Below are 26617 nucleotides of genomic sequence, written 5' to 3' on the forward strand. Positions count from 1 at the left end.
AGGACATTATTGAAAATCCGACCTCCAAATTTGCAGCTTCATGTTCATAAAAAATTCAGATTATTTCATGAATTGTTGATTTTTAAGGAAATCTTAATTCTATCTCCCTGCCGGGCTATTTCATATCTCGTTGTAAATTTATAATTTTGACGTCCGTAAAAAACTCATGTAATTTTTTATCTAACAATTTTATTTTTAACAATTTAATGAAAATTTTCAAGTTTGGTGGAGCATCTGTAAAAGATGCTGACAGTGTTAAAAACGTGTCCAGGGTTCTGGAAAGCCAAGGATTTGCCAAATGTTTGCTGGTGATTTCGGCAATGGGCAAAACGACCAACGAGTTGGAAAAGGTTGTAGAGCTTTATTTCAAAAAAGAAAACTATCAAACTGAGATTGAAAAGATAAAACAAAAACATATTGAGATTGCGGAGGGACTTTTCCCTGAAAACCACGCTGTTTTTGCTGAAATTAACCTCTTTTTTGATGATATTGATTCATTTTTAAGAAGAAACAAGTCTCCCAATTACAACTTTGTATATGATCAGGTGGTAAGCTGCGGAGAAATGATCTCTACAAAAATCGTAAGTGAGTATCTGAATGAGATCCAGTTTACCAATCAATGGCTGGATGCCAGGGATTATATAAAGACAGATAATTCATACAGAGAAGGTATGGTAGACTGGACAAAGACTGAAGAATTTATTTCAAATCTTAATCCTGAAATCTGCTATGTCACACAAGGATTTATTGGATCTGACGAGAATAATTTTACGGTAACATTAGGTAGAGAGGGCTCTGACTACTCTGCTGCTATTTTTGCCTATTGCTTAAATGCAGAAGCGATGACCATCTGGAAAGATGTACCGGGAGTGATGACGGGAGATCCAAGGAAATTCAGTGATGTAAAGCTGCTTTCCAATATTTCCTACGAGGAAGCAATTGAGATGGCTTATTACGGTGCAAGCGTTATTCACCCGAAGACATTGCAGCCGTTACAGCAAAAAAATATTCCTTTTTATGTAAAATCTTTCGTAGATCCTACCAAAGAGGGAACAAAAGTAGGCGCTTCTGAAAAAAACCAGCAAGAGGAAACTTATATTCTTAAAGAAAATCAGGACCTTCTGAAAATCTCTACACGAGACTTTTCCTTCATTGCGGAAGACCATATGAGTTTGATTTTCGGATATTTATCCAAATATAAAATTAAAGTTTCCTTAATGCAGAATTCTGCAATCTCCCTGGCATTGTGCCTGGAAGACAAGTTTAATCATATTGATGAGCTCAACGAAGAGCTTCAAAAAATTTTTAAAACCGAAGCAATTAAAAATGTATCTTTATTCACAGTAAGAAATGCGAAGAAGGATCACATTGATCAATTTTACCATGAAAAAAATGTATTATTGGAACAAATTTCCAAGAATACTCTTCAAATGGTAACACAATAATATTAATTGCGACTAAACACACATGAGTTTAATTTCGAAAAACGATCTGATCAAAGCTTCCGGCTTAAACAAAATCGGGTTCCTTAAGAACCCGGTAGCATCTGCTGTGATGAGCATTGCTAAAATAAATGAAGTAAATAAATTATACGATAAATTAAAAGATAAGGAAGGCAAAGACTTTTTCGACTCATTTGTGAGAGAAAGAAACCTAAGCTACGTAGCTTTTGAAGAGGATCTGGCAAAGATTCCGAAAACGGGACCGTTTATTCTGGTTTCCAATCACCCGCTGGGTGCTATTGACGGAATCCTGATGTGCAAGATCCTGACAGAGGTTCGCCCGGATTTCAAGGTAATGGGGAATTTCCTTTTGGAAAAGATCAAACCTATGGAGCCGTATGTAATCGCTGTAAATCCTTTTGAAAACAGAAAAGAAGCTTATAGCAGTTCTTCAGGAATGCGTGAAACACTCAAGCATTTACAAAACGGAGGCTGCGTAGGTATTTTCCCGGCAGGAGAAGTTTCCAACAAAAATAATCCATACGGAGAAATTTTAGATAAGGAATGGGAAAAAACAGCACTTAAGCTTATCAGAATGGCTAAGGTTCCGGTAGTTCCAATGTATTTCCATGCCAAAAACAGCCGGCTTTTTTATCAGGTAGCCAAGCTTCATCCAAATTTACAAACCCTGATGCTTCCTGCAGAAATGATGAATGACAGGGAAAAACCTATCAGAATCAGAATTGGACGTCCCATTACAGTAAAGGCAATGGACGATATGGAAACAATAGAGGAATTGGGAGAGTTTCTGAAACGTAAGGTTTATATGATGAAATCTTATTATGAGAAAAGAAAATCTCTTGCTCAGAGTATCAATCTTAAGAACTTATCTGTAAAATTTCCTTTATTGAAGGAAGAAAATATTGTTCAGAATATTATTGATGAAACTCCTCTTGAAGATATCATAAATGATGTTGACAAATTGAGAGGAACTGACAAAATGCTGTTCAGTAACGGAAATTACGAGATCTACTTTACGACTTATGAGGAAATCCCTTCTATCATGAGGGAAATCGGACGTCAGAGAGAACTTACCTTCCGTGCTGTAGGTGAAGGAAGTAACCTTCCTTTTGATCTGGATGAATATGATAAGCATTACCATCATCTTTTCCTTTGGGACAATGGTGAGAAAAAACTGGTGGGAGCCTACAGAATGGCACTGGGTAGAGAAGTAATGAAGAAATATGGCATCAAAGGCTTTTATACAAGTTCTTTATTTGAATTTGAGCAGGACATCCACCCTTTCTTTAAAAAGGTAATCGAAATGGGCCGTGCCTATATTTGCCAGGAATATCAGCAAAAGCCTCTTCCACTCTTTCTTTTATGGAGAGGAATTGTACATGTATGCCTGAGAAATCCAGACCATAAATTCCTTATGGGAGGTGTGAGCATCTCGAATAAGTTCTCGGAATTCTCAAAGTCTCTGATGATCGAGTTTATGCGCTCCAATTATTTTGATTCTGCTGTAGCTCAATATATCACTCCAAGGAATGAGTACAAGGTAAAGCTTCGTGACAGGGATAAAAACATCTTCTTTGAGGAAATGGAATCTGACCTTAATAAGCTGGATAAGATTATTGATGATCTTGAGCCTGAACTGAGACTTCCTGTCCTGATCAAAAAATACATCAAACAAAACGCAAAAGTAATTGCTTTTAATGTGGATCCCAACTTTAATGATGCGATCGATGGATTGATGTATATCCGAATCAGTGACCTTCCGGAAAACACGATAAAACCGGTATTGGAAGAGATGAGCGAACAGATCAGAAAAGAGCAGGAAAATAATCCGGCTGATAATCAGTAGGTTTTTAACTTTATTCAAAAAAAGTACGATGAATACTTGCTTTGTATACTAAAACTTACTACTTTTGCATCACTTTAAAACAACGAAGTAAGTCAAACAAAAATATAATGGTTTCTTAGCTCAGTTGGTAGAGCAATGGATTGAAAATCCATGTGTCCCTGGTTCGATTCCTGGAGAAACCACTTTAAAGCCTCTGATTAGTCAGAGGTTTTTTTGTTTTTTTATATTCATGCGATATAATTCCCTGAACCCTCATCAATCTGTCTTTTAAATCAGGTATTCCGTAATAATTGTTTTCTGAAATACTGAAATGATGCTCTATCCTTTACTACACTAGTATAAAGTAAACTTTCAGCATTCCATGTAATATCGCCTCAGATTCTCTTCTTCATCACACTGGACTATTTCTAGAGACTGTTTTTGGGTTCTGTAAATACCTCTAGAGTTTTTACCTGCATTTCTAAAGTGAAGCTTTTATTTCATTTCCTATCTAAGGTGCAACGGGAAATTATTATCATCTGAAAAAGTAAAATATAAGAAAAACTGAAAAAAATAATAATCTATCAAAATACTGATGAACAGTACATTGAAATCAAAAACAAGCTATACCAGGATATTTCTTTAAAAAAATAAAACAAAATACTTGCGCGGTATCATAAAATGTTATACTTTTGCATCACTTTAAAACAACGAAGTAATAAACAAAAACATAATGGTTTCTTAGCTCAGTTGGTAGAGCAATGGATTGAAAATCCATGTGTCCCTGGTTCGATTCCTGGAGAAACCACTTCAAAACCTCTAATTCATTTTAGAGGTTTTTTTGTTCTTATATTCATTTCTTAATCGTTTCGGATTTCCATACTATCTTCTGAATCAAAATTACAATTCTTAATCTCTCCGACTTCCTTATAACCGACAATTTCGCATCTAAATAAGAAAATTAAAAATATTTAATCACATAAAGAGGAATTATTTAAGATAATTGAATTATATTTAAACATAAACAATTATAAATAATTATAACAACACCAATCCCAAAAAACAAATCATGAAACATTCAATCATTCCCGAAAATGCTGACAATGAATTTAGCATTCAACAAAGTCAGTTTAAAAATGTTATTTCTATTTTTAAAGAAGTAAGCCGTTCTTTACCCGAAAAAACAGCAATTATTTCAGAAAGTAAAAGCCTCTCCTACGAAGAACTGGATCTCCAATCGGATCAACTGGCCTCCTATCTTCTGTCCTTACAATTAAAAAAAGGAACTCCCATTGCTGTCTGCATGTCACAATCTACTGAACGTATTGTTGCTTTTCTGGCTATACTGAAAGTAGGGTCAGCGTATATTCCTATTGATGGACAATTGCCGGAAAACAGGATTAAAATCATTATCGAAGATTCACAAGCTGAACTTGTCATCACTGAAGATCCCTATCTTGACAAATTTGAAGAAACACAGGCTCAATTGATTAATATGAGCCACGGAATTAATGAACCTGCAGGGGATCGGATTACAATCAATCCAGATGATATAGATCTGAAGCAGACAGCCTATATTATTTATACTTCAGGAAGTACAGGGATTCCAAAAGGTGTAGAAATTCATCATGAGGCTTTTTATGCTTTTATTGTATCTTTCACAAAACTTTGGGGTTATTCTGCTAAAGACAGGACACTTCAGTTCAGTTCAGCCGGATTTGATGTTTCTATCATTGATATTTGGATTCCTTTGTTTACAGGAGCAACCGTTGTTCTGTATCCTGATAATAAAATTGTTGGAAAACCTTTGCTGGACTTTATTGTTGATCACCAGATCGAAGTTGTTCCTTTTCTTCCTCCGGCTGTATTGAGCACATTACCAACAAATCTTCCCATCGGAAAGCTCCATACCCTTTCCATTGCAGGTGAAGTACCGTCAGAACAAACAGTAAAAAACTGGTGCAACAGAATACGTCTCATTAACGTATATGGTCCTACTGAAACTACCGTAGGTGTTATCACCCATCATTTTCAGGATGATACCAATCCTCATATTATTGGAAAACCTTTGGAGGGTACCCATATTCATATTCTCAATCAAGATATGGAGTATGTGAATGAAGGTATTACCGGAGAAATTTATATTGGTGGTATGCAGGTAGCAAAAGGGTACATCAATAAGCCGGCAGAAACCTCAGAAGTATTCATTGATGCACCTGAATGGATGCAGTCTGATTACGGAATCAGCTACAGATTATATAAATCCGGCGATCGGGGATTCTTGCGGAAAGATGGTAACATTGAGTTTGTAGGGCGTCTGGACGAGCAGGTAAAATTACGAGGATACAGAATCGAATTAAAAGAAATTGAACATCATATAGGACAACTGGCACAGGTTGCGAATGTGGCCGTAAAAGTACATCGCCCAGACCAGGGACAGCCTGTTCTTGTTGCATTTCTGGAACTTTATGAAACAGACAAAGAACGTATCACTGCGGAAGATATCCGTGCAAGACTGAAACAAAGTCTTCCAACTTATATGCTTCCTGAAAAAATTATTTTGTATGACAAACTTCCCTTGACTATTACTGGAAAAATTGATAAGAGCAAGCTTCATGTTCCCTTACAGCAATCCGCAAAAAAGGCAAAGGAAAAAGTAGATACCTCAGATCTTAAACAGGAAATAAAGGAAATATGGATGGATTTACTGAACCTTGATGAAATAAATGAAAATGATAATTTCTTTGAATTGGGTGGACATTCTCTGATGCTAGGACATCTGCACGCCCTTTTACCATTTAACATCCAGAAAAGAATATCACTTCCGGAGCTGTATCAGTTCCCAACCATATCTCTTTTTGTAAAGGAAGCAGAAACCCGGCTGGCACAAAATCAGCTTAGCCAGCAACAGAAAGCCCGTCTTGTGGAACAACAGCTTATAAAGGATGCCCAACTTCCTTTTGATTTTGAAATTACCATACAACCTGATCCTAAGATTTTATCTAATCCTTCCACAATTTTCCTCACAGGTGTTACAGGTTTTGTCGGTTCCCATCTTTTGGAAGAACTCATTCCCCGGAATCCGAATGCTGTTATTTATTGTCTTGTAAGGGCTGAGAACGAAACGTTGGGTCTGGAACGTATTAAAAGTACTTTTTTAAAATTCAAACTGATATGGAAAACAGAGTATGAGGATAAAATCAAAATTGTTTTAGGTGACCTGACCCAGCCCAAATTAGGAATTGATGAAGAATTATATGAATACCTTCTGAAAAACATTGAGGTAATTTACCACATGGGAAGTGATGTAAGTTATGTGAAACCTTACGAACACATCAAAAAACCAAATGTTGACGGCATGGCGCATATATTACATCTGGCAGTTCATGAAAAAACAAAATTCCTGATCATTTCTTCATCTATAGGAGTTTACAGCTGGGGAAGAAGCTTTACAGGAAAAACATGGATGACAGAGGATGATCCTATTGAACAAAACTTACCTGCCGTATGCCGAGATATGGGATATATCAGAAGCAAATGGGTAATGGACAGTATGGCTTCGAAAGCCCGTGCCAAAGGTCTTCCCCTGATCAATTTCCGTTTAGGGTTTGTAGTTTGCCATGGGGAAACCGGTGCCACTCCATTAAACCAATGGTGGAGTTCACTGATGCGTTCCTGTATTGAACTAAAAGCTTTTCCATTGGTAATGGGATTAAAAGATGAAGTAATCACTGTAGATTATGTCTGCAAATCTATTGCTCATATCAGCCAGAATCCGGAGGCAATTGGGCTCAACTTTAATCTGAATCCTTTACCGGAGCATGATCTGTCTCTTACCGATTTTTGTGTCCGTATCACCGATTACTGCGGACTGGAAATGAAAAGTTTAGATTTTGAAACCTGGTTTGAACAATGGAAACGAAATCATGAAACGCCTGTCTATGCATTGCTTTATTTGTTTTCTGATGATGTTCACGAAGGAAAATCGCTGGTGGAAGCTTATGAAAACACCTATTATTTTAAAAGCAGTAATACAGAACGTTTTTTAGAAGGTTCAGATATCAGACCCGCCATTTTTAATAAGCCGGTTATAGAAGCGTATCTCAGATATATGAAGATGATTTAGTACTAAGCATTTATAAAGCACCTCAAAACCTCTGTTCTTCAGAGGTTTTTTGTTAACCTCTTAAAACAAGTATTAAGTGTTCAGCCAGTTCAGACACTCGGCAATCTGCGGTTTACTGATAAAAACTTCTGTATTCACTTCCGGTTCAGGAGAAAGTTTCAATTCTACTTTCTGGCTTGAATGTTTGATGATTTCCGTAACTGAATTTTTATTAATAATAAATTTCCGGTTTATTTTAAAGAAAATTGCAGGATTCAGCTTCTGAATAATATCTTTAATAGTATCATCATAAATATAAGTCTGATGATCTTTAGTAGTCAGGAAAAGGTATTTCCCGGAGGCAAAAAAGTAGGCAGTATTATGTTCGTCTATTGATTTTAATTTATTCCCTTCTCTTACCATGAAGCGTTTCATCACCTCACCTTCTGTCTGGCTTAATGAAGAAATAGATTTAAGTACCGGTTCAGGGTCGAAATTGTTTCTTATGGAGATAAATTTCTGTAAAGCTTTATGGAGATCCCCCTCTTCAAAAGGCTTCAGAAGATAATCAATGGTAAAATGCCTGAAGACTCTCATGGCATATTCATCAAATGCGGTAATAAAAATAACCGGGGTAAAAAGTTCTACCTGTTCGAAGATTTCCAGACTCATCCCATCACCAAGATGGATATCCATAAAAATAAGATCTGCTGAATCTTTCTCAAAAAAATCAATTGCCTGCTTTTTGGAACGAAGAATAACAGTCTCTGTAACAGGGACTATGCTCTGTATATCCAAAAGATTTTTCAGATAATTAACAGCCAGCAGCTCATCTTCTATAATGGCAATTTTCATAACGATGCAAAAGTACAAAAAAACCGCTGAAACAATTAAGTTCAAGCGGTTTCCTCTGTATTGAATTTGATATGAAGTTTTATAAATTAGGGTTATTCTTCTTCGCACTCATTGGATATTCAATGGTATATCGCGGATCATTCTGCTGAAGAATATACTCTTTGCCACTGATGGTGTGGCTTATTTTTTTCTGATTGGCTCTTCTTAAATCAAACCATCTCTGCCCTTCCAGAGCAAATTCTCTGAATCTCTCAACCAGGATAAAGTTCATAAATGCTGTAGAATCCATTGAAGACACTGCATTTTGTACTGAAGTATATCCGTCCGGAGTATATCTGTTTTTTACTACTTTCAGAAGTACTTCTTTAGCTTCATTAAGTTTATTTAACTTTAATAATGCTTCAGATTTTATAAAGTACAGTTCAGCGGTTCTGAAAGACACTTTAAATTCTAAACTCCCTCCTTTGATCACCTTATACTTACTTCCATTTTTTTCAAAATACATGCCAAGCCTTCTGTCGGTCGTAGTATTGTATGAAGAAATAAGCTCCGGAGATGCAAAAGATAAATTCTTAATAGAATTATCCCAGGTATTGTCCAAAGCCATAATAGATTCTGGGGAAGCATAATGGTTGGGCGGAGTATTTACGGTATTTAAATTAGCAAGATCTGCTTTTACCGCCAGTACCTGATCTGCATAGTTTAAAGCTTTGTTCCAGTCTCCTTCGTATAGAGCTGTTCTTGCTTCAAAAGCCAGCAATGCAGTTTTTGAGAACCTGTAATTGACTCCCAGTGGCTGCTTCTGCTCAACCATCAGATCTTCTGCTTTTTTCATATCTGCATGAACCTGATTGTATACTTCCTGTACGGATGATGGTTTCAATACCTGTTCAAGATCAATTTCAAGATTAATTGGAACCCCTCTGTCGGTAGCAGCCGTGGCACTGTTGTATGGCTTTCCGTATAAATTTACCATATCAAAATACAGATAGGCACGAAGCGCATAAGCCTCTGCTAAAATCTGGTTTTTCTCAGGAGAATCCTGCATAGTTTTGCTTCCCTCATTAATAATCTGATTCAGATAGAAGTTCACAGAATAAAAGCTTACCCATGGAAATTCCGTAGAGGCCTGATCATTATTTGAATCTTTCCACATGGCAATCTCACGATAAGAGATAAAATCCGTAGAATTATCATCAATATTCACCTCATCGGTACGAAGGGCTACCAGAGATTTGTGAACAGGATATTTTGAATAGGCAGACGTAAGAACTTTCCGGTAATCTTCGGTAGTTTCAGGAATAATTTTTCCTTCAGGCTGAATATCCAGAAACCTGTCACATCCGATATTGATTAAACTGATTGCTGAAAGTGCTATGATTGTTGTAATTTTTCTCATTTTTCTCAAATTTTAAAAAGAAACATTAAATCCTACAGTTACCGACTTGGTGATAGGCTGTGCATAAATATTACCATACGTTTCCGGATCGAAATATCCTTTATATCCGTTACTGAAAACGAAAAGGTTACGTCCTTCAACGCTCAGTCTCAAACTGGAAATCCCCATAGGATTGGTAAATTCTTTAGGAAGCGTATATCCTAAACGGATACTGCTGATTCTGATGTAGCTGATCTCTTTCGCCCAAACATCCAATAAGCTGTACGCATTTGAACGGTTTCCGGCAAACCATTTATTGGCCATCCATCCATCAGGATTAGCATCCATATCAGGACTCGTAATACCCGGAAGTGAACTTCCTGCTTCATAGATATCTCTTGTATAATTTCTTCCTCTGTCCAGCTCCATACCGCGGTAAGACGGAGTTCTCATTACGGTCTGCTTCAGGTTGAATGTCGCAGAAATTGTAAGATCAAAATTACTTACCTTAAAGGTATTGATAATCCCTCCGGTAAATTTCGGGTCTCTGTCTCCTACATAGGTAAACAGGCTTCTCAGCTCAGCGTTTGAAAGCTTTGTATCTACCAACTGTCCCGGAAGAAAGTCTGCATATACATCATATAACTTAAAGAATTCTGCTGCCGAAATCTTCTGATCACCTTTCCAGAATAATGGGTTTCCGTGTTCATCCATTCCTGCAGTTTTCAAAGCAAAAACAGCATTTACAGGAAGTCCTTCTCTTGACGGAAGCAATGAGTTATCACGTGGCTGCTCACTTAATACTCTACTTTTGTTATGAGCAAAGTTGATGGTAGTTGTCCACTTGAAATTATCATGATTGATGTTTCTGGTCGATATTGCCAGTTCAAAACCTTTGTTGGTTAAGCTTCCCCAGTTCATCATCGTATATTCGAACCCGGTTTCAAGAGGGGTTTCTTTCATACTGATCATATCTGTACCTTTTCTGCTGTAGACATCAGCGGTAAGGCTTACACGGTTATTGAACAATCCTAAATCAAGCCCTAAGTTGGTATTGGTTGTTTTTTCCCATCTCAGTTTATCGTTCGGAGGGCTGAGAACATTAATAATTGCTTCTTTTCCTCCCGGAAGAATGGTTGCATCATTATATTCACCAATAAAGAATGGTGATGTATTTCTGTCGATATTTCCCTGAAGACCGTAAGATGCTCTAAGCCTAAGGTTAGATACCGCAGAAATATTTTTCATAAAGTCTTCTTTCGTTACCAGCCATGATCCTGAAACTGCCCAGATCGGAAGATATTTATATTTTTTATTTACCCCGAAAAGATTGGTTCCGTCATATCTCACACTTCCAAAGAATGTATACTTCTGGTCGTAAGTATAAGATGCTGTTGCAAACATGGAAGCATAAGCATTCTCAATTGGAGGATTTTCACGATAGGTTTCATATCTTTTATCTGCTGCAAAACTTGAATTCGGGAAAACAATGGCCGTAGCTCTTCTGGTCTTCGGATCATATCCGAAAGCTCTTGTAATCGTTGTATTATCTTCTGTTTTACGGATTTCCGTACCGGCCATCAAATCAATCTCATGTTTATTGATCTTTGTGCTGTATGCCGCCTGCAATTTCCAGTTGTACTGGAAGAAATCATTATCCCAGTTTTGTTTTACAGCACCAGCCGGCAGAAAGTAATTGTATTTACCGTCTTTGTAATAACGGGTATTTTCTTTCATTTTTCTGGTGAAGTAAGTATTCTCTGCTGCGAACTTCTCTGTTTTGTTGGCATCATACTGAATCCCTAACTGAGAGGTAAACCTTAAACTTTTTGAAGCTTTATATTCTAAATCTAAAATACCTTTCAAAGAGTTATTTTTCAGCGAATAATTGGTATTTTCTCTTTCCTCAAGGAAGTTGAAAGGAATATAACGGTCTTCAAAACCATCCATATCTCTATCATAATTGTAACTTCCATCTGCATTGAAAGGTTTCATGTAAGGATTGGCATTCCTTGAATAGTTAACCGGGTTTATTGAAGCATCAGCATCCGTTACAAAAGATGTACGTTCACTTTGTGTTCCGAAAATAGAGATTCCTGCATTTAACTTATCACTTAATTTGTAATTGTTTTTTAAAGTCAGGTTATACCTTTTAAAACCTGTCCCGATAGTTGTTCCTTCTTCATCATAGTATCCCAGGGAGAAATAGTAATCTGCACGGTCACTTCCTCCGGAAACACTTAATCCGTATTGTTTGTTGATAGCATTTCTGTACAACAGTTTGCCCCAGTCTGTATTGTTGTTTCTTAAACCGTTAATTTGCTGACGGGTGAATGAATTCAACGCGTCAAAACCACCGTTTCTGAAAACATCAAGCTGGTTGTTCTGAGTCAGAATTCTCATCACTTCTCCTTTATCTGCACGGTAAGTAAGATCTGCACGTTTGGCAAGCATCAGTTCCAGATCTACTTTTTCAGAAGCATTTAAAAGGTTTAGTTTATCAAAATCAGGGCGTGCTGTAACAAAAGTATCTGCAGAGAAATTCAGTTTTAAGCTTCCCTTTTTTCCTTTTTTGGTTGTGATGGAGATTACCCCGTTTGCAGCTCTTGCTCCGTAAATTGCCGTTGCAGCCGCATCTTTAAGGATGGTGATATCTTCAATATCGTTAGGGTTCAAACCTGCAATAGAGAAGTTCTGAAGCTGGTCAATATTGTCTTTATCCGTAAAGTTAGGCACATCATTTCCTTCCAACGGAAGACCATCGATTACCCATAGCGGATCCTGAGGTCCGGAAAGAGAAGCTGTACCCCTGATTCTGATTTTTGCAGGACTACCAGGAGCACCGGTTTCGGGAGTTACTGCCACACCAGCAATCTGCCCTGCCAGCATCTGGTCTACACTGGCCACACCAGCCTGGCTGATGTTGTCCATTTTTACAGTAGAAACTGCTGAAGTCTGCTTGCGCTTTTCAATTTTCTGGTAACCGGTGATAATTACTTCCTGGATTTTATTTTTATCTGAAACTTCAGAAGTCAGTCTGATGGTATAATTCGTTTGCCCTTCATTAAGCTGAATGACCCTGGATTCATAACCTGGAAAACTTACCAGTACGGATTTTGTATCGGCAGGGATTTCCAGTATGAATTTTCCGTCCTTATCAGTCACTGTACCTACTGATACACTTTCGATAATTCCTTCCAGTTCTGTTTTTGTAGACACTGACTGTGTCTCGATTTTTATAGATGCACCGCTGATAATATGGGATGTATTGGCATCTTCTATTTTCCCGGTGATGGTTTTCTTTTGCTGGGCCATTGCTATATTAGCAGCCAAAAGAGGTAAAAGTATTAGAGTTTTTTTCATTGCCGTTTATTTGTTTAAAGCCTCTTGTATACGAATGATTAAATCTGTGTAATGTGCTCTCGAAGCATCATCACCTCTGTACCTTGTTCTGTTCAGTAAGTCCAGAACCTTCTGAAGTTCTGCTCTCTTGTACGTAGTAACCTCAGATACTCTTTTCATGGATGAATAATTGATATTCCTCAAACCGTGATCATCTTCATGAAAATTACAGATGGTCGGGATCTTCAGGTTATCATCTGTTTTCAATCCTTTCACTGCCGTTTTCTCAAATAATTTGTTTACTGAAACAATTAAGGCATCCACATAATTTTTCTGTGTCATCTTTTCAAGCATCGTAAGGCTTCCTTTTTTACTGAAAATGGCTGTTCTCACCTGATCAAATAAATTCTCAACCGTATAGATTTCGTCTTTTGAGCCGGACATCTGATGTTTTAATTCATTTTCGAGCAGCCTAAGTAACCTGTCATCCATAAATAAAGAATAGATATTCGCATACTGCATTCCTCTTGCAAGGGTATACGGTGTCTGTTCAAATGGTCCCATTGGCGAATCTTTTACCGGGTACGTTTTTTCTGTAATCGGATTAAAGAATAACCATTCCGGAAGGTTGATGGCATTTTTAACAAGATAATCAACCGCTCTTCTCTGAATTTCTGCAGGAACCGCCTCGTAAGCTTTCTTTTTGTTTCCAAAAACTGTATTGTTCAGGTAAATTCCTCCTACATTCGCCATCACATGACCTGTGTACAGATCCCACTGCCCGATTACTCCCAGATACAGTTTTCCGGCATCTGTATAATCTTTACCATCTTCATAGGTCCATTGTAAAAGATTATTGATAACCACTTTCAGGTTTTTCATCCCGTATTCACTGGCTTTCATCGCATCATCTCCCAAATCTTCAGACTGTGAACGCGGATCAATAGTTTCAAGATAGCTCTGCTGTTCTCCATAGAAATACATCGGGTCATCCTGATGTTTTTCAATTAAGTTTTTCAGCGCTTTTTTCTCTGTGAATTCATCCGGATACCAACGGTAACCCCATTCTATGGCATATTTATCGTAAAGGCCAATTTTCGGAGTTATGGCTGTAACTCCATCTTCCGGCTGAGCTACGTAATTGTAACGGGCATAATCCATAATGGAAGGAGCTGTACCTCCCATTTTGTCTGTGAACTCTTTGGAGCGAAGCGATTCTACAGGAAAAGCAAAGGATGCTCCCATATTGTGCTTCAGTCCGAAAGTGTGTCCTACTTCATGAGATGAAACAAAACGGATGGCTTCACCCATATGTTCATCACTGAATTTATTTCCTCTTGCTTTTGGATCAATAGGCCCTGTCTGAATTCTCATCCAGTCATGAAGAGAAGTCATTACATTATGCCACCAGATAATATCTGCCTCGATAATTTCCCCGCTTCTCGGGTCTACTACTGATGGTCCCATTGCATTTGACTTTGGCGAAGCGGCGTAGGTAATCACAGAATATCTTACATCATCAATATCAAAATCTTCATCTTTCTCATCCGGCATTTTCGCAATCACTGCATTTTTGAATCCTGCCTGCTCAAACGCCGCCTGCCAGTCATGTACTCCGGCGATGATTTTCTCACGCCATTGTTTTGGTGTCGCCGGGTCGATATAATAAACAATCGGCTTCTTAGGCTCTACCAGCTCACCTCTTAAGTATTTTTCTTTATCTTCATCTTTGGGTTCAAGATTCCATTTGGTAATGAAGAATTTCTCATCCATTTTCTGCTGGTTGTCATTAAATGACCAGTGTTTTTCGGAGAAAAATCCGACTCTTGAATCCGCTACTCTTGGTTTCATCGGTATTTTAGAAAGCAGAACCAGATTGGTTGTAACTCCTAATGTTACCGGAAGATCTACGCCACCTTCATTGACAGAAGTAGACAATTGAGACTTCACCACAAGGTTCTTGGGAAAAGTTTTTACTCCTTCTATATAAGAAAGGCTTGACTTCACAGATCCTCCCAATCCTACATTGGCCAATACATCATTAAAGCTTTTCTGATTTCCGTCAAAAACTTTATTGACTTTAATCGCTACAGCTGTAGAGTCATTGTTTTGTGCTTCAATATCAAAGACTTCAATGACAGATTCTGAAAAATTGTCTTTTACAGATTTTGTAATGGCATCATTTTTTGGGGATGATACCTTAGGTACAACAGTTTTCACCCATACTTTTTTAGCTATAGGATCACGGTGGAAAGAGATGACTTTATTTTCATAATTCATTCCTTTGTTTAAACCTGCTTCATTCACCTGCATCGGTACCTGAGAAAGCTTGTTGACCACCAAAAACTGGCGCCCCATTAAGCTGTCAGGAATCTCAAAATAAATATCCGTTTTTACCTGAATGGTATTAAAAAGCCCTTTTTTATAGGTTCCTTTTTTGATCAGGTCTTCAATCTTTTTGGTTTTCTTGGAGGAAGAGGTTTCTGTCTTATCCGTTTTTTCTTTGTTGACCTTTACCGTATCTTTATCTTTTTTCTGTGCTACTGCCATTGGTGAAGCCACAGCAAGACCGAGATACAGTGCAAGCCTGTAATTCTTCATTAAAATAGTCCGATTCATTCCAAATAGTAAATATCTTAGTTTCAGCCGCAAAGCTATAGGTATCATGAATCATATATATAATATTAGGGAGTGAATGGTGATTTTTCGGGAGTGAATGGATTTTTATTTTCACTTCAATAAAGGCAAAAAACATATGAAATATTCACCATCTACAGAAATATGAAGAAGATTATTCTTAAAATACCCGTAAATCTGATTCAAATAATCAATTCCAAACTTCTCACCCGGTACCGGGTCTGTTTTAGGCTGCCAGGTGTTCTTTACCGTAATCCCATCTTCATCAACAATAATGATAATTTCCAGGGGTTGGTCTATGGTTGCTATATTATGTTTGGTTGCATTTTCCGTGGCGATCTGAAGGGATAAATACGGAATCCTTTTTTCCAGGCTTGCAGGAGCATTGATAATCAGTTCAAACCTCATCTCTTCATCAAACCTGCTTTTCAGAAGCTCCATATACTGCTGTATAAATTTGATTTCCTGAGAAACCGGAACAATATTTTCTTTCGGAGGCACGATCAGATACCGGTAAATCTTCGAAAGATTCATGGTAAATTTCTGGGCATTCTCTTTATTGATCCCAATCAGCATATAAAGGGAATTCAGTGAATTGAAAAGAAAGTGTGGATTGATATTGTTTTTAAGCTGCTGAAGCTGATTGATCACTTCGGCTTTGTGCATTTTTTCGTTTTCTATCAAAAGTAAATTCTTCTCCGACTGTATTTTTTCTTTTTCCTGATAAGCAAGACTGGTCGCCCTCTGAAATAAAATAAAAACAGTTACAATAAGAAATAACGCTGCCAGGAAAATATAAACGGTATAAGTTTTTATCTTATTGAGGTTCTCATCGATGATAAAGTTTACATGATTCACAACTGTGTACCCATCAAAATTATCGGTCTTCAATGGTTTTATAAACCGTGTCACCTCCACACCCAGATATTCTGAAATGGCTGTTCCCTTGGTATACCCTGCTTCAGTTTGGCGGGTCAGTGTATCATTGGGTTTGATATCTGTAAAGTCGAAAATATTCTTCCCGATATATTTTTTCTCCGGATGGGTGATACAGATTCCTTCTTTGGTAAAAACATAGGCATATGTATTGGAACTTTTGTCAACATTGATAAAATATTGATGAAGATCGTCAAGACTTACGGTAGAACCATAATATAATCTGCTTTTATCGGGCAGGACCAAAGAATCATAGCTTATCCAGTACGTACTGTCTTTTTGAGTCGTCAAAAGATCTTTAAAATGCCCCGGTCCATTATTTTTGAGAACAACAGAATGCCCTTTATCCTTTGTTTTCTTAAAAATACCTGATAACGGATTATTACTTTCTGTTTTACCGGAAGCGGCATTTTCATAATAATACCAGCTGTAAGGAAGCAGATTTCTTTTTTTGTTCAGGTCATTTAAAACCGAAGAATAGTCTTTATAGTTCTTCAATCCGTCTTTCTGGATCAATGCACGAAGGAGATACTGATAATCTTCAATATTTCTGAATTCATGTTCTATAGATTCATACTTTCGGAAGAATGTTTTCTTGGCAAAATCGTCGGTATTCTTACGGCTGTCTTCGGTAATCAGAAGACTCAAAACGGCAAATGCTGCCACTGCAATGAAGCAGGCAGATAAAGCGGTAATATAAATGGATTTTTTGGATAAAGCGTGCTTAAAATTAATAATCAAATTCTATAAATTACGGATTCCTCTACATATAAATTATTCGTTTGCAAAGATATAACAAAGATTTCAGGACTGTAAAGTGATTTATTTATATATTTTAAATATCCGCTAACCGTCAGTTTTTAGCAACCCCTACAATAATCAATACAATAGGAAACTGCTGTAAGTATGGTGACCTCCTTATTTTATAATTTCATACATTTTATTTGAACAGCCTGCTCATCATAAAATTATTATATTCATCTTTTATGGAAGAATTAAAGAGGTCAAATAAATGCAAAGCGCCTGGAATCACCCATAGTTCTGTCTTCACTCCTGCCTTGTATAAGAGTTGAGCATATTCTATATCCTCGTCTCTCAAAGGGTCTAATTCACAGGCAACAATAGTGGTTTGTGGTAAACTTGAAAAATTGTTGTAACAGGTCAGGTCTGAATATGGAATGCTTTTATCTTTATTTTCCTCCCCAAGAAAGTGCAGCCAGGCTGTCTTTGCATAATTTTTATTCCACAGAGGAATATCGGTAAACTCTTCCATTGAAGGAGTATTCAGCCTGTTATGAATAACAGGATACAGCAAGAACTGATGTTTTATATTTTGAATAGTATGGTCTGCTGCCATTTGAGTTACGGCCGCCGCCAAATGTCCTCCCGCACTTGCTCCAAATATGGTAATATCGTCAGGATTAATTCCCAATTGTTTTCCACCGTGTTTTATAATCCATTGTAAAGCATCAAAACCATCTGAAACAGGAATCGGAAACCGATATTGGGGGGCCAGCCTGTAATCAACAGATATAATGGTTGCACTGAGTTTATCTGTTATTTCGAACATCTGATCATCCACCTGCTCAGGCAATCCAAAAACATAACCTCCTCCGTGAAAGTAAAGAAGAACTCTATCCGGTTTGAAATCTTCAGCCTGATAAATATGCAGCCTGATTTGATATCCATCTTCTGAACCGGGAATAAAAATATCTTTCACAACAATATGATCCGGCTTCTTAAAGGGATGAGCTTTCACAAATTCTTTTCTTTCCTCTTGAATAATTTCCGGATTATTCAAAAACAAATTTTCATCAATTTCTAATGAATAAGGAACATTATCAATACTATATTTTAAATCACTGTTAATTCTATCAAAATTCATATTAATTTAAGTATTTTGTTCTACATAGGTGATAAAACTACTTTCAGGCAGTACATCTCCTGTTTTATTTGTAAATTTAACTGATCTATATTCTGTTTTCCAAGTGAACAAATGATTGTCCGGAACGAACAAAAATGTAAGTATGAGTATTAAAGAATCATCTACCAATAATGAAAATAAAAAAACACTGGAGTACAGCTGTTCTGAAATATATGCCGTCAATCTCATCAGTGGGCGCTGGATTCTCTCCATCTGCTACCATCTTAAACATGGAAAGTTAAGATTTTCTGAACTGAAAGATAAAATCCACAATATTTCAGAAAGAATGCTCACTTTGCAGTTAAAAAAAATGGAGCAGGAAGAACTCATCAGCAAGAAAGTATATGCTGAAGTGCCCACAAAAGTAGAATATGAACTTACGGAAATTGGCAAAAAATTAATTCCGGTTCTGGATCAGCTGGAACTATGGGGAAACGAGCATAAAAAAATTAAGAAGAAAAAATAGTTTTACTAAACTACTTTATTATATCCTCATACTTTTATAAAAGTCTGAAGAATCAGAAGTATCTATAAGTCTTAAAATTAGTTAATATCATGGTTTGCTCCGCAGATTCGGCTCGCTATATTTTGAAAATTAATTATCTTCGCCTACAAATCTTATTTGAAAATGAAGAAGATCATCTCCGGGATATCTATTTTTTGCACCATCGCTGTCTCTGCTCAGGAATCTATAACGTTTCAGGAACTGCCGTTCAAAGATATCATTGCAAAAGCCAAGAAAGAAAAAAAACTGGTTTTTATTGATGCCTATGCTTCCTGGTGCGGACCGTGCAAAATGATGGAAAAAAATGTCTTCACCCAGAAGTCCGTGAGTGATTACTACAATACCAACTTCATTAATGCAAGATTTGACATGGAAAAAGGAGAAGGCAGGGATATTGCTTCTAAATTCGGAGTACGTTCCTATCCTACTTATCTTTTCCTGAACGGTGAAGGTGAGCTGGTTTCCAGAAATACAGGGTATATGGAAGAGAGCCTGTTTGTAGCTATGGCTCAGGATATCAATTCATCAGGAAATAAGAAAGGTTCTCTTAAGGACCGCTTTGCCGGCGGTGAAAAAGACCCGGAATTTCTTATCAATATCATGAAGCTTAATGCCAACTCAGATTATGAATTTGCCAAAAAAGCTTCGGAAAGATATTTCCAGAATAAAAAGAAAACAGAAGAACTCACAAAGGACGAGATTGGTTTTCTTCTTTATTTCGTGAAATCATCAGAAGATATCAATTATCCTGTTTTTGCATCCAGAAAAGCCGAGATTATTAAATTCCTTCCTGAAGAAACTTACAATGAATTTGATGCTCAGCTGAGATTGGGAAAAATAGTAGAACAGTCTATTGATGATAAAAATAAGAAAATCAATGATGACTATTTCATGAAAGCTGCCGAACCATTGGTTGGAAAAGAAGCTGCCGCTAAGAAACTTAATCAGACCAAGCTGAGCTACTATGAGCAAAACAGCAATTTTCCTGAATACGAAAAAGCAGCTTTAGATTATTATAAAAACTCAGATACTTTTGATCCGAATGAACTTCTGAGAGCAGCATGGATATTTGCAGACCATGTGAAAACACCATCATCATTGAAAAAAGCAACTGAATGGGCAGAAAAATCTGTTATGAGGGGAGAAACTTCTGAAAACACCTATATTCTTGCCAAACTCTATTACCTTACCGGAAATAAAGAAACAGCAAAAAATTATGCTGAGATGTCTAAAAATATGGCAGTTCAGGGGAATAAGGATTCTCAACTGGCAGACGAATTATTAAAGCAAATAAAATAAACATTACATACCGGATGAAATATAAATTATTAGCAGCAGGCATTTTAGCTTTCCTGTCAGTAAGTACATTAAGTGCGCAGGAACAGGAACAAGGAGGACAGGATAAAAGTTTATACATAAAAGGAAATGCTTTATTTGCTCCCATTGGTATTTTAAACCTTGGACTGGAAAAACAGATCAGTCCCAAATATACCTTGCAGGGAGATGTTTTCATTTCACCATGGAAATCTTTCGCAGGACATGAATTACAGATCTACTCCCTTTCCGTAGAAGGAAGATATTATTTTAAAGAAGCTTTTAAAAACTGGTACTTAGGAGCGAATATTGGTTTTGCAGCTTATAATCTTCAAAAATGGAGTTATTGGCATAGCGGATATTTTTATAAGGATAATGGAGATGTCCTTTTAAACACCAATCTTTATCAGAAGGGCTTTAATATTATGCTGGGTATTACAGCAGGATATCAGTTTCAGTTATCAGAACGATGGAATCTTGATATTTATGGAACTGTTGGAACATCTCAGGGATTTTATAAAGGATATGATCGCTCTACAGGATTGCGCTATGATTCGGCAAAAGAATTCAACAAAAGTGGTGAAATCATTCCGTACAGAGGAGGCGTAATGATCTCTTATAAATTAAAATAAGACAATGAAGCTATTCGGAAAAAATCATATGATCATTTTAGCGATCACTTTTGTGATCCTTTTTTTAATGAATTATATCGGAAATGATCTGCCTGATAAATTACAAAGGGCATTAATGACTGCTTTTGCTGGAGTTGTTGGACTGACTGTGGGACTTTTTATATTAAACAAGGGCAGAAATGATAAAAATCCGCCCCAGAATTTTGATTAATTAATCTTCATAGACCACATATCTGGTTCTGATCTTTTCGAAATTTTCCAGATCTGTTTTCCATGAACTTTTGATTTCCTGGATTGATTTTCCGGCAATGATCTGTTTTCTCAATTCATCAGTTCCTGATAAAGTATCAAACCATAAATTTTTCAGGAAGAAATCCTGCTGGGGATTTTTGTAATTCTTATATGCTTTGATTACCCATTCAAGATTTAATTCTCTTAGATCTTTAGGGTAATTCGAAAGGTTCTCACCATAGCACAGCTTCCCGTTCAGGAATGGATCTTTAGCACCATAGCTTGGTTTTGGTGTAAACTGATAGGGAAGATTTTCCGTCCATGGAGAGCCATAAATCTGAAACGGAAGATCTGTTCCCCTTCCTACAGAAACCTGAGTTCCTTCAAAAAAGCAAAGGCTTGGATATAAATTGATGGCTTTATCATTGGGTAAATTAGGGGAAGGCTTATCAAGCATCGGATAACGCTGCTTTTTATGATAATTTTTCATCGGGATGAGTGTATATTTAGCCTGAACACCATTTTTCAGCCATTTTTCACCATTGACCATTTTTCCGTACTCTCCTATGGTAAGTCCGTATACTACAGGAACTTCATGCAACCCAACAAAACTTGACCATTTTTTCTTCAACACCGGTCCATCAGTATATCCGTCATGAGGATTGGGACGGTCCAGCACCATAATCTCTACATTATTTTCTGCACCGGCTTCCATCAGATAAGACAAAGTGGAAATATAAGTATAGAACCTCACTCCTACATCCTGGATATCAAAAACAACGATATCAATTCCGGCAAGCTGTTCCGGTTTTGGTTTTTTATTATTACCATACAGAGAAACAATGGGAATTCCTGTTTTTACATCTACTCCGTTTTTCACTTTTGCCCCGGCATCGGCATCACCTCTGAATCCATGTTCGGGAGCAAAAATAGAGTTGATTTTAATTCCTTTTTTTACCAAAAAATCCACCAGATGAGTTCTGTCACTCATTAAGCCAGTCTGATTTGTTACGATTCCTATTGTTTTGTTTTTCAGCAATGGCAAATAAATTTCAGGCTGATTTGCACCGGTTTTAAAATCCGGTTGAACTTGAGTCTGAGAATAATATTGGTTGAATACTCCTAAAAAAATTAGGCAAATCAGAAGTAAATTTTTAATTTTGAAATCTAAATTCATAAGCTTGAAATTTCCTTTATATTTCTCTAGAAAAATAGCATTTTCCAAAGATAACAAAAATAACCTTTCAAGGGTTATCATCTTCATTGGCAGGCTTTCCGTAGCACTAGGAATCATCGTTTCCTTAATTACCGTAGCCACCGGTTTTGGTTCCAAAAAAGCTATCAAGGAGAGGCTGGCAGATTTCAGTGGACACATTACGGTAAGATCTACACGGTCAAATTCTTCTTACAATACTTCTGTTCTTGATAATCAGGGACTGAACATTGCAAAGATAAAAGAACTTCCTGATGTAGAAAGCATTCAGAAATATGTAACAGTAACCGGAATTATGCGTAATGAGCACAATTTCGCCGGAATCATATTTAAAGGAATCGGAAAAGATTTTGACAGTTTAAGGTTTAAAAAATTCCTTATTGCCGGGACTACTCCGAAAGTGACAGAGAAAGGGTTCAACAATGATGTTGCGATTTCACAGAAAGTAGCCAATGATCTTCATCTTAAAGTAAATGACAGTATTGTTACCGTATTTTTAAAAGCCGATCAAAAACCACTTTACCGTAAATTCAGAGTGATCGGAATTTACAGAACTGATATCAAGCTCATTGATGAACAATTTGTTATTGGCGGCATCAATCATGCAAGAAAAATTCAGGATATGAAACCTGATGAAATCGGCGGTATAGATATCTTCCTGAAGAATGTTAATGATATTGACAAAGATTTTCCTGACATTGAGAAGCTGATCGGTTACAAAAATTACGCTGAAAAAGCGACTGAAAAATTCCCGCAGATTACCGACTGGATCAGCATTTTTGATACTAATATTGCTTTGATCATCATCATCATGCTGATTGTAGTGGTTATCAATATCATTATGGTTCTCCTGATCCTTATTATCGAAAGAACAAATTCTATTGGTCTTCTGAAAACATTAGGCGCAAGCAATTCGCAGATAAGAGCAACCTTCATCAATTATACCCTGATTATTATGATTCCGGGGCTTTTGTACGGAAATGCCATCGGGTTGGGACTGATTTTAATCCAGAAATTCTTTGGAATCATTAAGCTTAATCCGGAAAACTATTATGTAAGCACCGTTCCTGTAGACCTTAATCCAATTGCCATTATATCTATTTCAGTCGGAATTCTTATTATCTCAGGACTGGCTTTGATTATTCCAAGTTACCTGATCAGTAAAATTTCTCCGGTGAAGGCGATTAAGTACAACTAATTTGATAATTGATAATTGATAATTGATAATTGATAATTGGAAGTTATTGATTGTCTTTTAGATCATTTCAGTTTTATCCACAACTTATCCACATGTTATCCACAGCGCAGATAATTTTAAAAGCCTTATCTTTGCGCCGCATATAAAACATTATGAAATACGCAAACAATATCCTTGAAACGATAGGTAATACGCCGCTGGTAAAACTTAACAAAGTGTTAGGTGAAGATTTCCCGGCATTAGTATTGGCGAAAGTAGAGACCTTCAATCCCGGAAACTCCGTAAAGGACAGAATGGCTCTTAAAATGATAGAAGATGCCGAAAAAGACGGCAGATTAAAACCTGGAGGAACCATTATTGAAGGTACTTCAGGAAATACAGGAATGGGACTGGCACTGGCAGCGATCATCAAAGGCTACAAATGTATTTTTGTAACCAATTCAAAACAGTCAAAAGAAAAATGTGATATTCTTCGTGCCGTAGGAGCCGAAGTAATCGTTTGTCCTACTGATGTAAAGCCTACTGATCCCCGTTCTTATTATTCAGTTTCAAAAAGGCTGGCTAAAGAAACGGAAAACGGATGGTATGTCAACCAATATGATAACCTATCTAACAGAGCAGCTCACTATGAATCTACAGCACCGGAAATCTGGGAACAGACTGAAGGAAAGCTGACTCATTTTGTAGTGGGAGCCGGAACAGGAGGCACCATCACAGGATGCGGAACTTTCTTTAAAGAAAAAAATCCGGAGATTAAAGTAATCGGGGTTGACACTTATGGTTCTATTCTGAAAGAATTCCATGAAACAGGTGAACTTCATTATGATCATGCATATACTTATATTACAGAAGGAATCGGGGAAGATATCATTCCTGAAAATTATGATATGTCTGTGATTGATCACTTTGAAAAAGTAACGGATAAAGACGGTGCTATCTACGCAAGAAAGCTGGCTAAAGAAGAAGGTATTTTCTGTGGATATTCTGCCGGAAGTGCTATTGCTTCACTGGTTCAGATGAAAGATCAGTTCACTAAAGATGATGTAATTGTAGTTTTACTTCATGACCACGGTTCAAGATATGTAGGAAAAATCTACAATGATGAATGGATGAAGGAAATGGGATGGCTGGAAGAAAGTAAATAGGCAAAATTGCTAAAAGGTAAAAAAGCTAATTTATAAATAACAAAAACGGAGCAGGATAATTTTGCTCCGTTTTTATTTTATGGGTTGACATTTACTTTCTCTTTCAATATATTTTTGAGAAGACTGTATTCTCTTTCGCTCATTGCTTTTCTGGGAAACATATAACTGTATTTTCCTTCAAGGGAAATAAATTCATGATTACTGTCAAAATACTCAAAATCTTTCCATTCACTTGTTTCTTTTTCCCCATCGATATTTACTGTAAAAAAGTTCTTATCAAAACGGATTTCATACACTTTGCATTTTTCCAGATTATTTAAATAATGATTCACCTGTTTCTTCCATCTTGAAACTTTATTAACACTTACCGATAGAAAAACAGCACAAAGCAAAAAAATAAAGCTTAAAAAGTATAAAATACCTGCACTTTCTTTAGTCAAATGATCTTTTAAAAGAAATACAATAAATACGATCACAGCTGCTGCAATAGTGGTAATGGTTTTCCCTTTCGTTGTTGGTGAAAAAAGCAAGCTACCCTGATTACCGCTAAAATAAATAGCTTCAAAAATCTTTCTGTCCGGTTTTAGGGTAATCACCTTTTCTTCATTCATAATTGTAGGATTTGCTTTAAAAGCTACAAAACTACATTAAATATCTTCATATTGATCATTTATTGCAGAAAGTTTATTCATCAGTTCTCTGTTTCTGCGGTTCAGAGCATCCAGCTTTTTCAGCATATTATGAATCACTTCAAGACCGGGAAGATTTATTTCAAGATCATAATGCCAGTTGGCAAATTTTTCCAAGTCAGGAAGGTCTTCATACATCAGGTAATGAATATTATTTTCAATCTGAATGTTCAGCAGCCCATAATCTACAAGTTCATCAAAAAAAGTGACTTCTATATTATATATTTTTACGAGTTCTTCCCGTGATATTCTTTCACTCATAGCTTATGAATTTTTTAGTTGTTCAAAAAGTTCTTTCTGCTTTTCAGTAAGGTTCGTTGGCAGTTTCACTTCATAGGTTACAAAAAGATCTCCGTGTTCACCTTCTTTTTTATAGACAGGAAAACCTTTTCCCTTCAATCTTACGGTAATTCCGTTTTGAGTTTCCGGTTTTACTTTGAGATTTACACTTCCTGTAAGGGTATGTACTTTTACATCTCCACCTAAAACAGCGGTGTATAAATCAATCACAACTTTTGTTTTCAGATCATCTCCGATTCTTTCAAAATCCGGATCTGCCGGGATATTGAAGGTGATATACAGATCTCCGTTGGGTCCTCCGTTTACGCCGGGATTTCCATGTCCTTTCAGTTTGATCTGCTGTCCGTCATACACTCCGGCCGGAATGGTGATTCTGACTTTTTTGCCGTTGATATCAAAAGTCTGCTGGTGAGTGGTTGCAGCATCTCTTAAGCTTAAATTCAGTTCTGCCTGTATATCCTGTCCTTTGAATTTTCCGGATGCCCTTCCTCTTGAACTTCTGCCAAATCCTCCACCTGCTCCACCAAACATGCTCTGGAAGAAATCTGAAAAATCTTCTCCTTCGCCAAAATCCGCACCGGAGAATCCTCCGTTATAGTTTTGCTGCTGATACTGTCTTTGCTGTTGCTGCTGGGCTTTTTCGTATTCTTCGCCATGTTTCCAGTGTTCTCCGTACTTATCATATTTAGCACGGTTTTCGGGATTACTGAGGACTTCATTGGCTTCGTTCAGCTCTTTGAATTTCTTCTCTGCTTCTTTATCGCCGAGATTTAAATCAGGATGATGTTTTCTGGCCAGTTTCCGGTAGGCCTTTTTGATATCATCCTGTGTTGCGTTTTTATCTACGCCTAAAATTTTATAATAATCTATATAAGCCATAGAAATGAGGTTTACTCAAATTTATGAATTTTAGGTTTGAAAATTG

At 36.9% G+C, this 26617-nt stretch carries 19 protein-coding genes and 2 tRNA genes; 11 read left to right on the forward strand and 10 right to left on the reverse strand.

Going from position 1 to position 26617, the window contains the following annotated elements:
• The first annotated feature begins 206 nt into the window (after positions 1-206).
• The 5 genes from EL165_RS09760 to EL165_RS09780 all read left to right on the forward strand — a co-directional run bounded on the left by EL165_RS09760 (position 207) and on the right by EL165_RS09780 (position 7414).
• Positions 207-1445: an aspartate kinase gene (locus tag EL165_RS09760; protein ID WP_002977531.1), complete on the forward strand. Its 1239-nt coding sequence runs from the start codon at positions 207-209 to the stop codon at positions 1443-1445.
• 22 nt (positions 1446-1467) lie between these two features.
• Positions 1468-3309, forward strand: a complete 1842-nt coding sequence (locus tag EL165_RS09765; protein WP_002977529.1) for a bifunctional lysophospholipid acyltransferase family protein/GNAT family N-acetyltransferase — start codon at positions 1468-1470, stop codon at positions 3307-3309.
• 109 nt (positions 3310-3418) lie between these two features.
• A tRNA-Phe gene (locus EL165_RS09770) sits at positions 3419-3491 on the forward strand.
• A gap of 532 nt (positions 3492-4023) precedes the next feature.
• Positions 4024-4096, forward strand: a tRNA-Phe gene (locus EL165_RS09775).
• A 261-nt stretch (positions 4097-4357) separates the two neighbouring features.
• Positions 4358-7414: a non-ribosomal peptide synthetase gene (locus EL165_RS09780; RefSeq protein WP_002977527.1), complete on the forward strand. Its 3057-nt coding sequence runs from the start codon at positions 4358-4360 to the stop codon at positions 7412-7414.
• 72 nt (positions 7415-7486) lie between these two features.
• Here EL165_RS09780 and EL165_RS09785 read toward each other — a convergent pair whose 3' ends face one another.
• The 6 genes from EL165_RS09785 to EL165_RS09810 all read right to left on the reverse strand — a co-directional run bounded on the left by EL165_RS09785 (position 7487) and on the right by EL165_RS09810 (position 18426).
• On the reverse strand, positions 7487-8248 hold the full coding sequence (locus EL165_RS09785; RefSeq protein WP_002977526.1) for a LytR/AlgR family response regulator transcription factor: 762 nt from the start codon (positions 8246-8248) through the stop codon (positions 7487-7489).
• Positions 8249-8327: 79 nt separating this feature from the next.
• Entirely contained in the window at positions 8328-9647 is a 1320-nt protein-coding gene (locus tag EL165_RS09790) for a RagB/SusD family nutrient uptake outer membrane protein (RefSeq protein WP_002977525.1), read from the reverse strand.
• Between the two features lie 12 nt (positions 9648-9659).
• Positions 9660-12989: a SusC/RagA family TonB-linked outer membrane protein gene (locus EL165_RS09795; protein WP_002977524.1), complete on the reverse strand. Its 3330-nt coding sequence runs from the start codon at positions 12987-12989 to the stop codon at positions 9660-9662.
• 6 nt (positions 12990-12995) lie between these two features.
• Positions 12996-15569, reverse strand: coding sequence for a zinc-dependent metalloprotease (locus EL165_RS09800; RefSeq protein WP_228370553.1), 2574 nt, complete (start codon positions 15567-15569; stop codon positions 12996-12998).
• Positions 15570-15698: 129 nt separating this feature from the next.
• Positions 15699-17282 (reverse strand): histidine kinase, encoded by a 1584-nt coding sequence (locus tag EL165_RS09805; protein ID WP_002977522.1) that lies wholly within the window; start codon positions 17280-17282, stop codon positions 15699-15701.
• Between the two features lie 199 nt (positions 17283-17481).
• Positions 17482-18426: an alpha/beta hydrolase gene (locus EL165_RS09810; RefSeq protein WP_002977521.1), complete on the reverse strand. Its 945-nt coding sequence runs from the start codon at positions 18424-18426 to the stop codon at positions 17482-17484.
• A 142-nt stretch (positions 18427-18568) separates the two neighbouring features.
• Here EL165_RS09810 and EL165_RS09815 point away from each other — a divergent pair, with 142 nt between their 5' ends.
• From EL165_RS09815 to EL165_RS09830, 4 genes are all read left to right on the forward strand, one after another.
• Positions 18569-18931 carry a winged helix-turn-helix transcriptional regulator gene (locus EL165_RS09815; protein WP_002977520.1) on the forward strand — a complete coding sequence of 121 codons (363 nt, stop codon included), beginning with the start codon at positions 18569-18571 and terminating at the stop codon, positions 18929-18931.
• A gap of 162 nt (positions 18932-19093) precedes the next feature.
• Positions 19094-20269: a thioredoxin family protein gene (locus EL165_RS09820; RefSeq protein WP_002977519.1), complete on the forward strand. Its 1176-nt coding sequence runs from the start codon at positions 19094-19096 to the stop codon at positions 20267-20269.
• A 14-nt stretch (positions 20270-20283) separates the two neighbouring features.
• Positions 20284-20916, forward strand: a complete 633-nt coding sequence (locus EL165_RS09825) for a DUF3575 domain-containing protein (protein ID WP_002977518.1) — start codon at positions 20284-20286, stop codon at positions 20914-20916.
• 4 nt (positions 20917-20920) lie between these two features.
• The gene (locus EL165_RS09830) at positions 20921-21127 is read left to right on the forward strand and encodes a hypothetical protein (protein WP_002977517.1); all 207 of its coding nucleotides are present in this window, start codon (positions 20921-20923) and stop codon (positions 21125-21127) included.
• On the opposite strand, the gene EL165_RS09835 is transcribed toward EL165_RS09830, so the two are convergent.
• Positions 21128-22324, reverse strand: coding sequence for an exo-beta-N-acetylmuramidase NamZ family protein (locus EL165_RS09835; protein WP_041461640.1), 1197 nt, complete (start codon positions 22322-22324; stop codon positions 21128-21130).
• A gap of 4 nt (positions 22325-22328) precedes the next feature.
• On the opposite strand from EL165_RS09835, the gene EL165_RS09840 reads away from it, so the two are divergent.
• Both EL165_RS09840 and EL165_RS09845 read left to right on the forward strand, forming a co-directional pair.
• Positions 22329-23558, forward strand: coding sequence for an ABC transporter permease (locus EL165_RS09840; RefSeq protein WP_002977515.1), 1230 nt, complete (start codon positions 22329-22331; stop codon positions 23556-23558).
• Between the two features lie 152 nt (positions 23559-23710).
• A complete protein-coding gene (locus EL165_RS09845; RefSeq protein WP_002977514.1) occupies positions 23711-24703 on the forward strand; it encodes a PLP-dependent cysteine synthase family protein in 993 nt (330 codons plus the stop codon).
• A gap of 77 nt (positions 24704-24780) precedes the next feature.
• Here the strand turns inward: EL165_RS09845 and EL165_RS09850 are convergent, their stop codons facing one another.
• From EL165_RS09850 to EL165_RS09860, 3 genes are read right to left on the reverse strand one after another with little or no spacing between them, the layout of a single operon-like run.
• Complete coding sequence (locus EL165_RS09850; RefSeq protein WP_002977513.1) at positions 24781-25314, reverse strand: YcxB family protein; 534 nt, start codon at positions 25312-25314, stop codon at positions 24781-24783.
• Between the two features lie 36 nt (positions 25315-25350).
• Positions 25351-25653: a chaperone modulator CbpM gene (locus tag EL165_RS09855; protein ID WP_002977512.1), complete on the reverse strand. Its 303-nt coding sequence runs from the start codon at positions 25651-25653 to the stop codon at positions 25351-25353.
• Positions 25654-25656: 3 nt separating this feature from the next.
• On the reverse strand, positions 25657-26571 hold the full coding sequence (locus tag EL165_RS09860) for a DnaJ C-terminal domain-containing protein (RefSeq protein WP_002977511.1): 915 nt from the start codon (positions 26569-26571) through the stop codon (positions 25657-25659).
• Positions 26572-26617 lie beyond the last annotated feature (46 nt).

This window comes from Chryseobacterium gleum (assembly GCF_900636535.1).
Taxonomy (GTDB): domain Bacteria; phylum Bacteroidota; class Bacteroidia; order Flavobacteriales; family Weeksellaceae; genus Chryseobacterium; species Chryseobacterium gleum.

Coding starts and splice junctions, on each gene's coding strand:
- EL165_RS09760 (WP_002977531.1), top strand. CDS start 207: ATGAAAATTTTCAAGTTTGGTGGAGCATCTGTAAAAGATGCTGACAGT.
- EL165_RS09765 (WP_002977529.1), top strand. CDS start 1,468: ATGAGTTTAATTTCGAAAAACGATCTGATCAAAGCTTCCGGCTTAAAC.
- EL165_RS09780 (WP_002977527.1), top strand. CDS start 4,358: ATGAAACATTCAATCATTCCCGAAAATGCTGACAATGAATTTAGCATT.
- EL165_RS09785 (WP_002977526.1), bottom strand. CDS start 8,248: ATGAAAATTGCCATTATAGAAGATGAGCTGCTGGCTGTTAATTATCTG.
- EL165_RS09790 (WP_002977525.1), bottom strand. CDS start 9,647: ATGAGAAAAATTACAACAATCATAGCACTTTCAGCAATCAGTTTAATC.
- EL165_RS09795 (WP_002977524.1), bottom strand. CDS start 12,989: ATGAAAAAAACTCTAATACTTTTACCTCTTTTGGCTGCTAATATAGCA.
- EL165_RS09800 (WP_228370553.1), bottom strand. CDS start 15,569: ATGAAGAATTACAGGCTTGCACTGTATCTCGGTCTTGCTGTGGCTTCA.
- EL165_RS09810 (WP_002977521.1), bottom strand. CDS start 18,426: ATGAATTTTGATAGAATTAACAGTGATTTAAAATATAGTATTGATAAT.
- EL165_RS09815 (WP_002977520.1), top strand. CDS start 18,569: ATGAGTATTAAAGAATCATCTACCAATAATGAAAATAAAAAAACACTG.
- EL165_RS09820 (WP_002977519.1), top strand. CDS start 19,094: ATGAAGAAGATCATCTCCGGGATATCTATTTTTTGCACCATCGCTGTC.
- EL165_RS09825 (WP_002977518.1), top strand. CDS start 20,284: ATGAAATATAAATTATTAGCAGCAGGCATTTTAGCTTTCCTGTCAGTA.
- EL165_RS09830 (WP_002977517.1), top strand. CDS start 20,921: ATGAAGCTATTCGGAAAAAATCATATGATCATTTTAGCGATCACTTTT.
- EL165_RS09835 (WP_041461640.1), bottom strand. CDS start 22,324: ATGAATTTAGATTTCAAAATTAAAAATTTACTTCTGATTTGCCTAATT.
- EL165_RS09845 (WP_002977514.1), top strand. CDS start 23,711: ATGAAATACGCAAACAATATCCTTGAAACGATAGGTAATACGCCGCTG.
- EL165_RS09850 (WP_002977513.1), bottom strand. CDS start 25,314: ATGAATGAAGAAAAGGTGATTACCCTAAAACCGGACAGAAAGATTTTT.
- EL165_RS09855 (WP_002977512.1), bottom strand. CDS start 25,653: ATGAGTGAAAGAATATCACGGGAAGAACTCGTAAAAATATATAATATA.
- EL165_RS09860 (WP_002977511.1), bottom strand. CDS start 26,571: ATGGCTTATATAGATTATTATAAAATTTTAGGCGTAGATAAAAACGCA.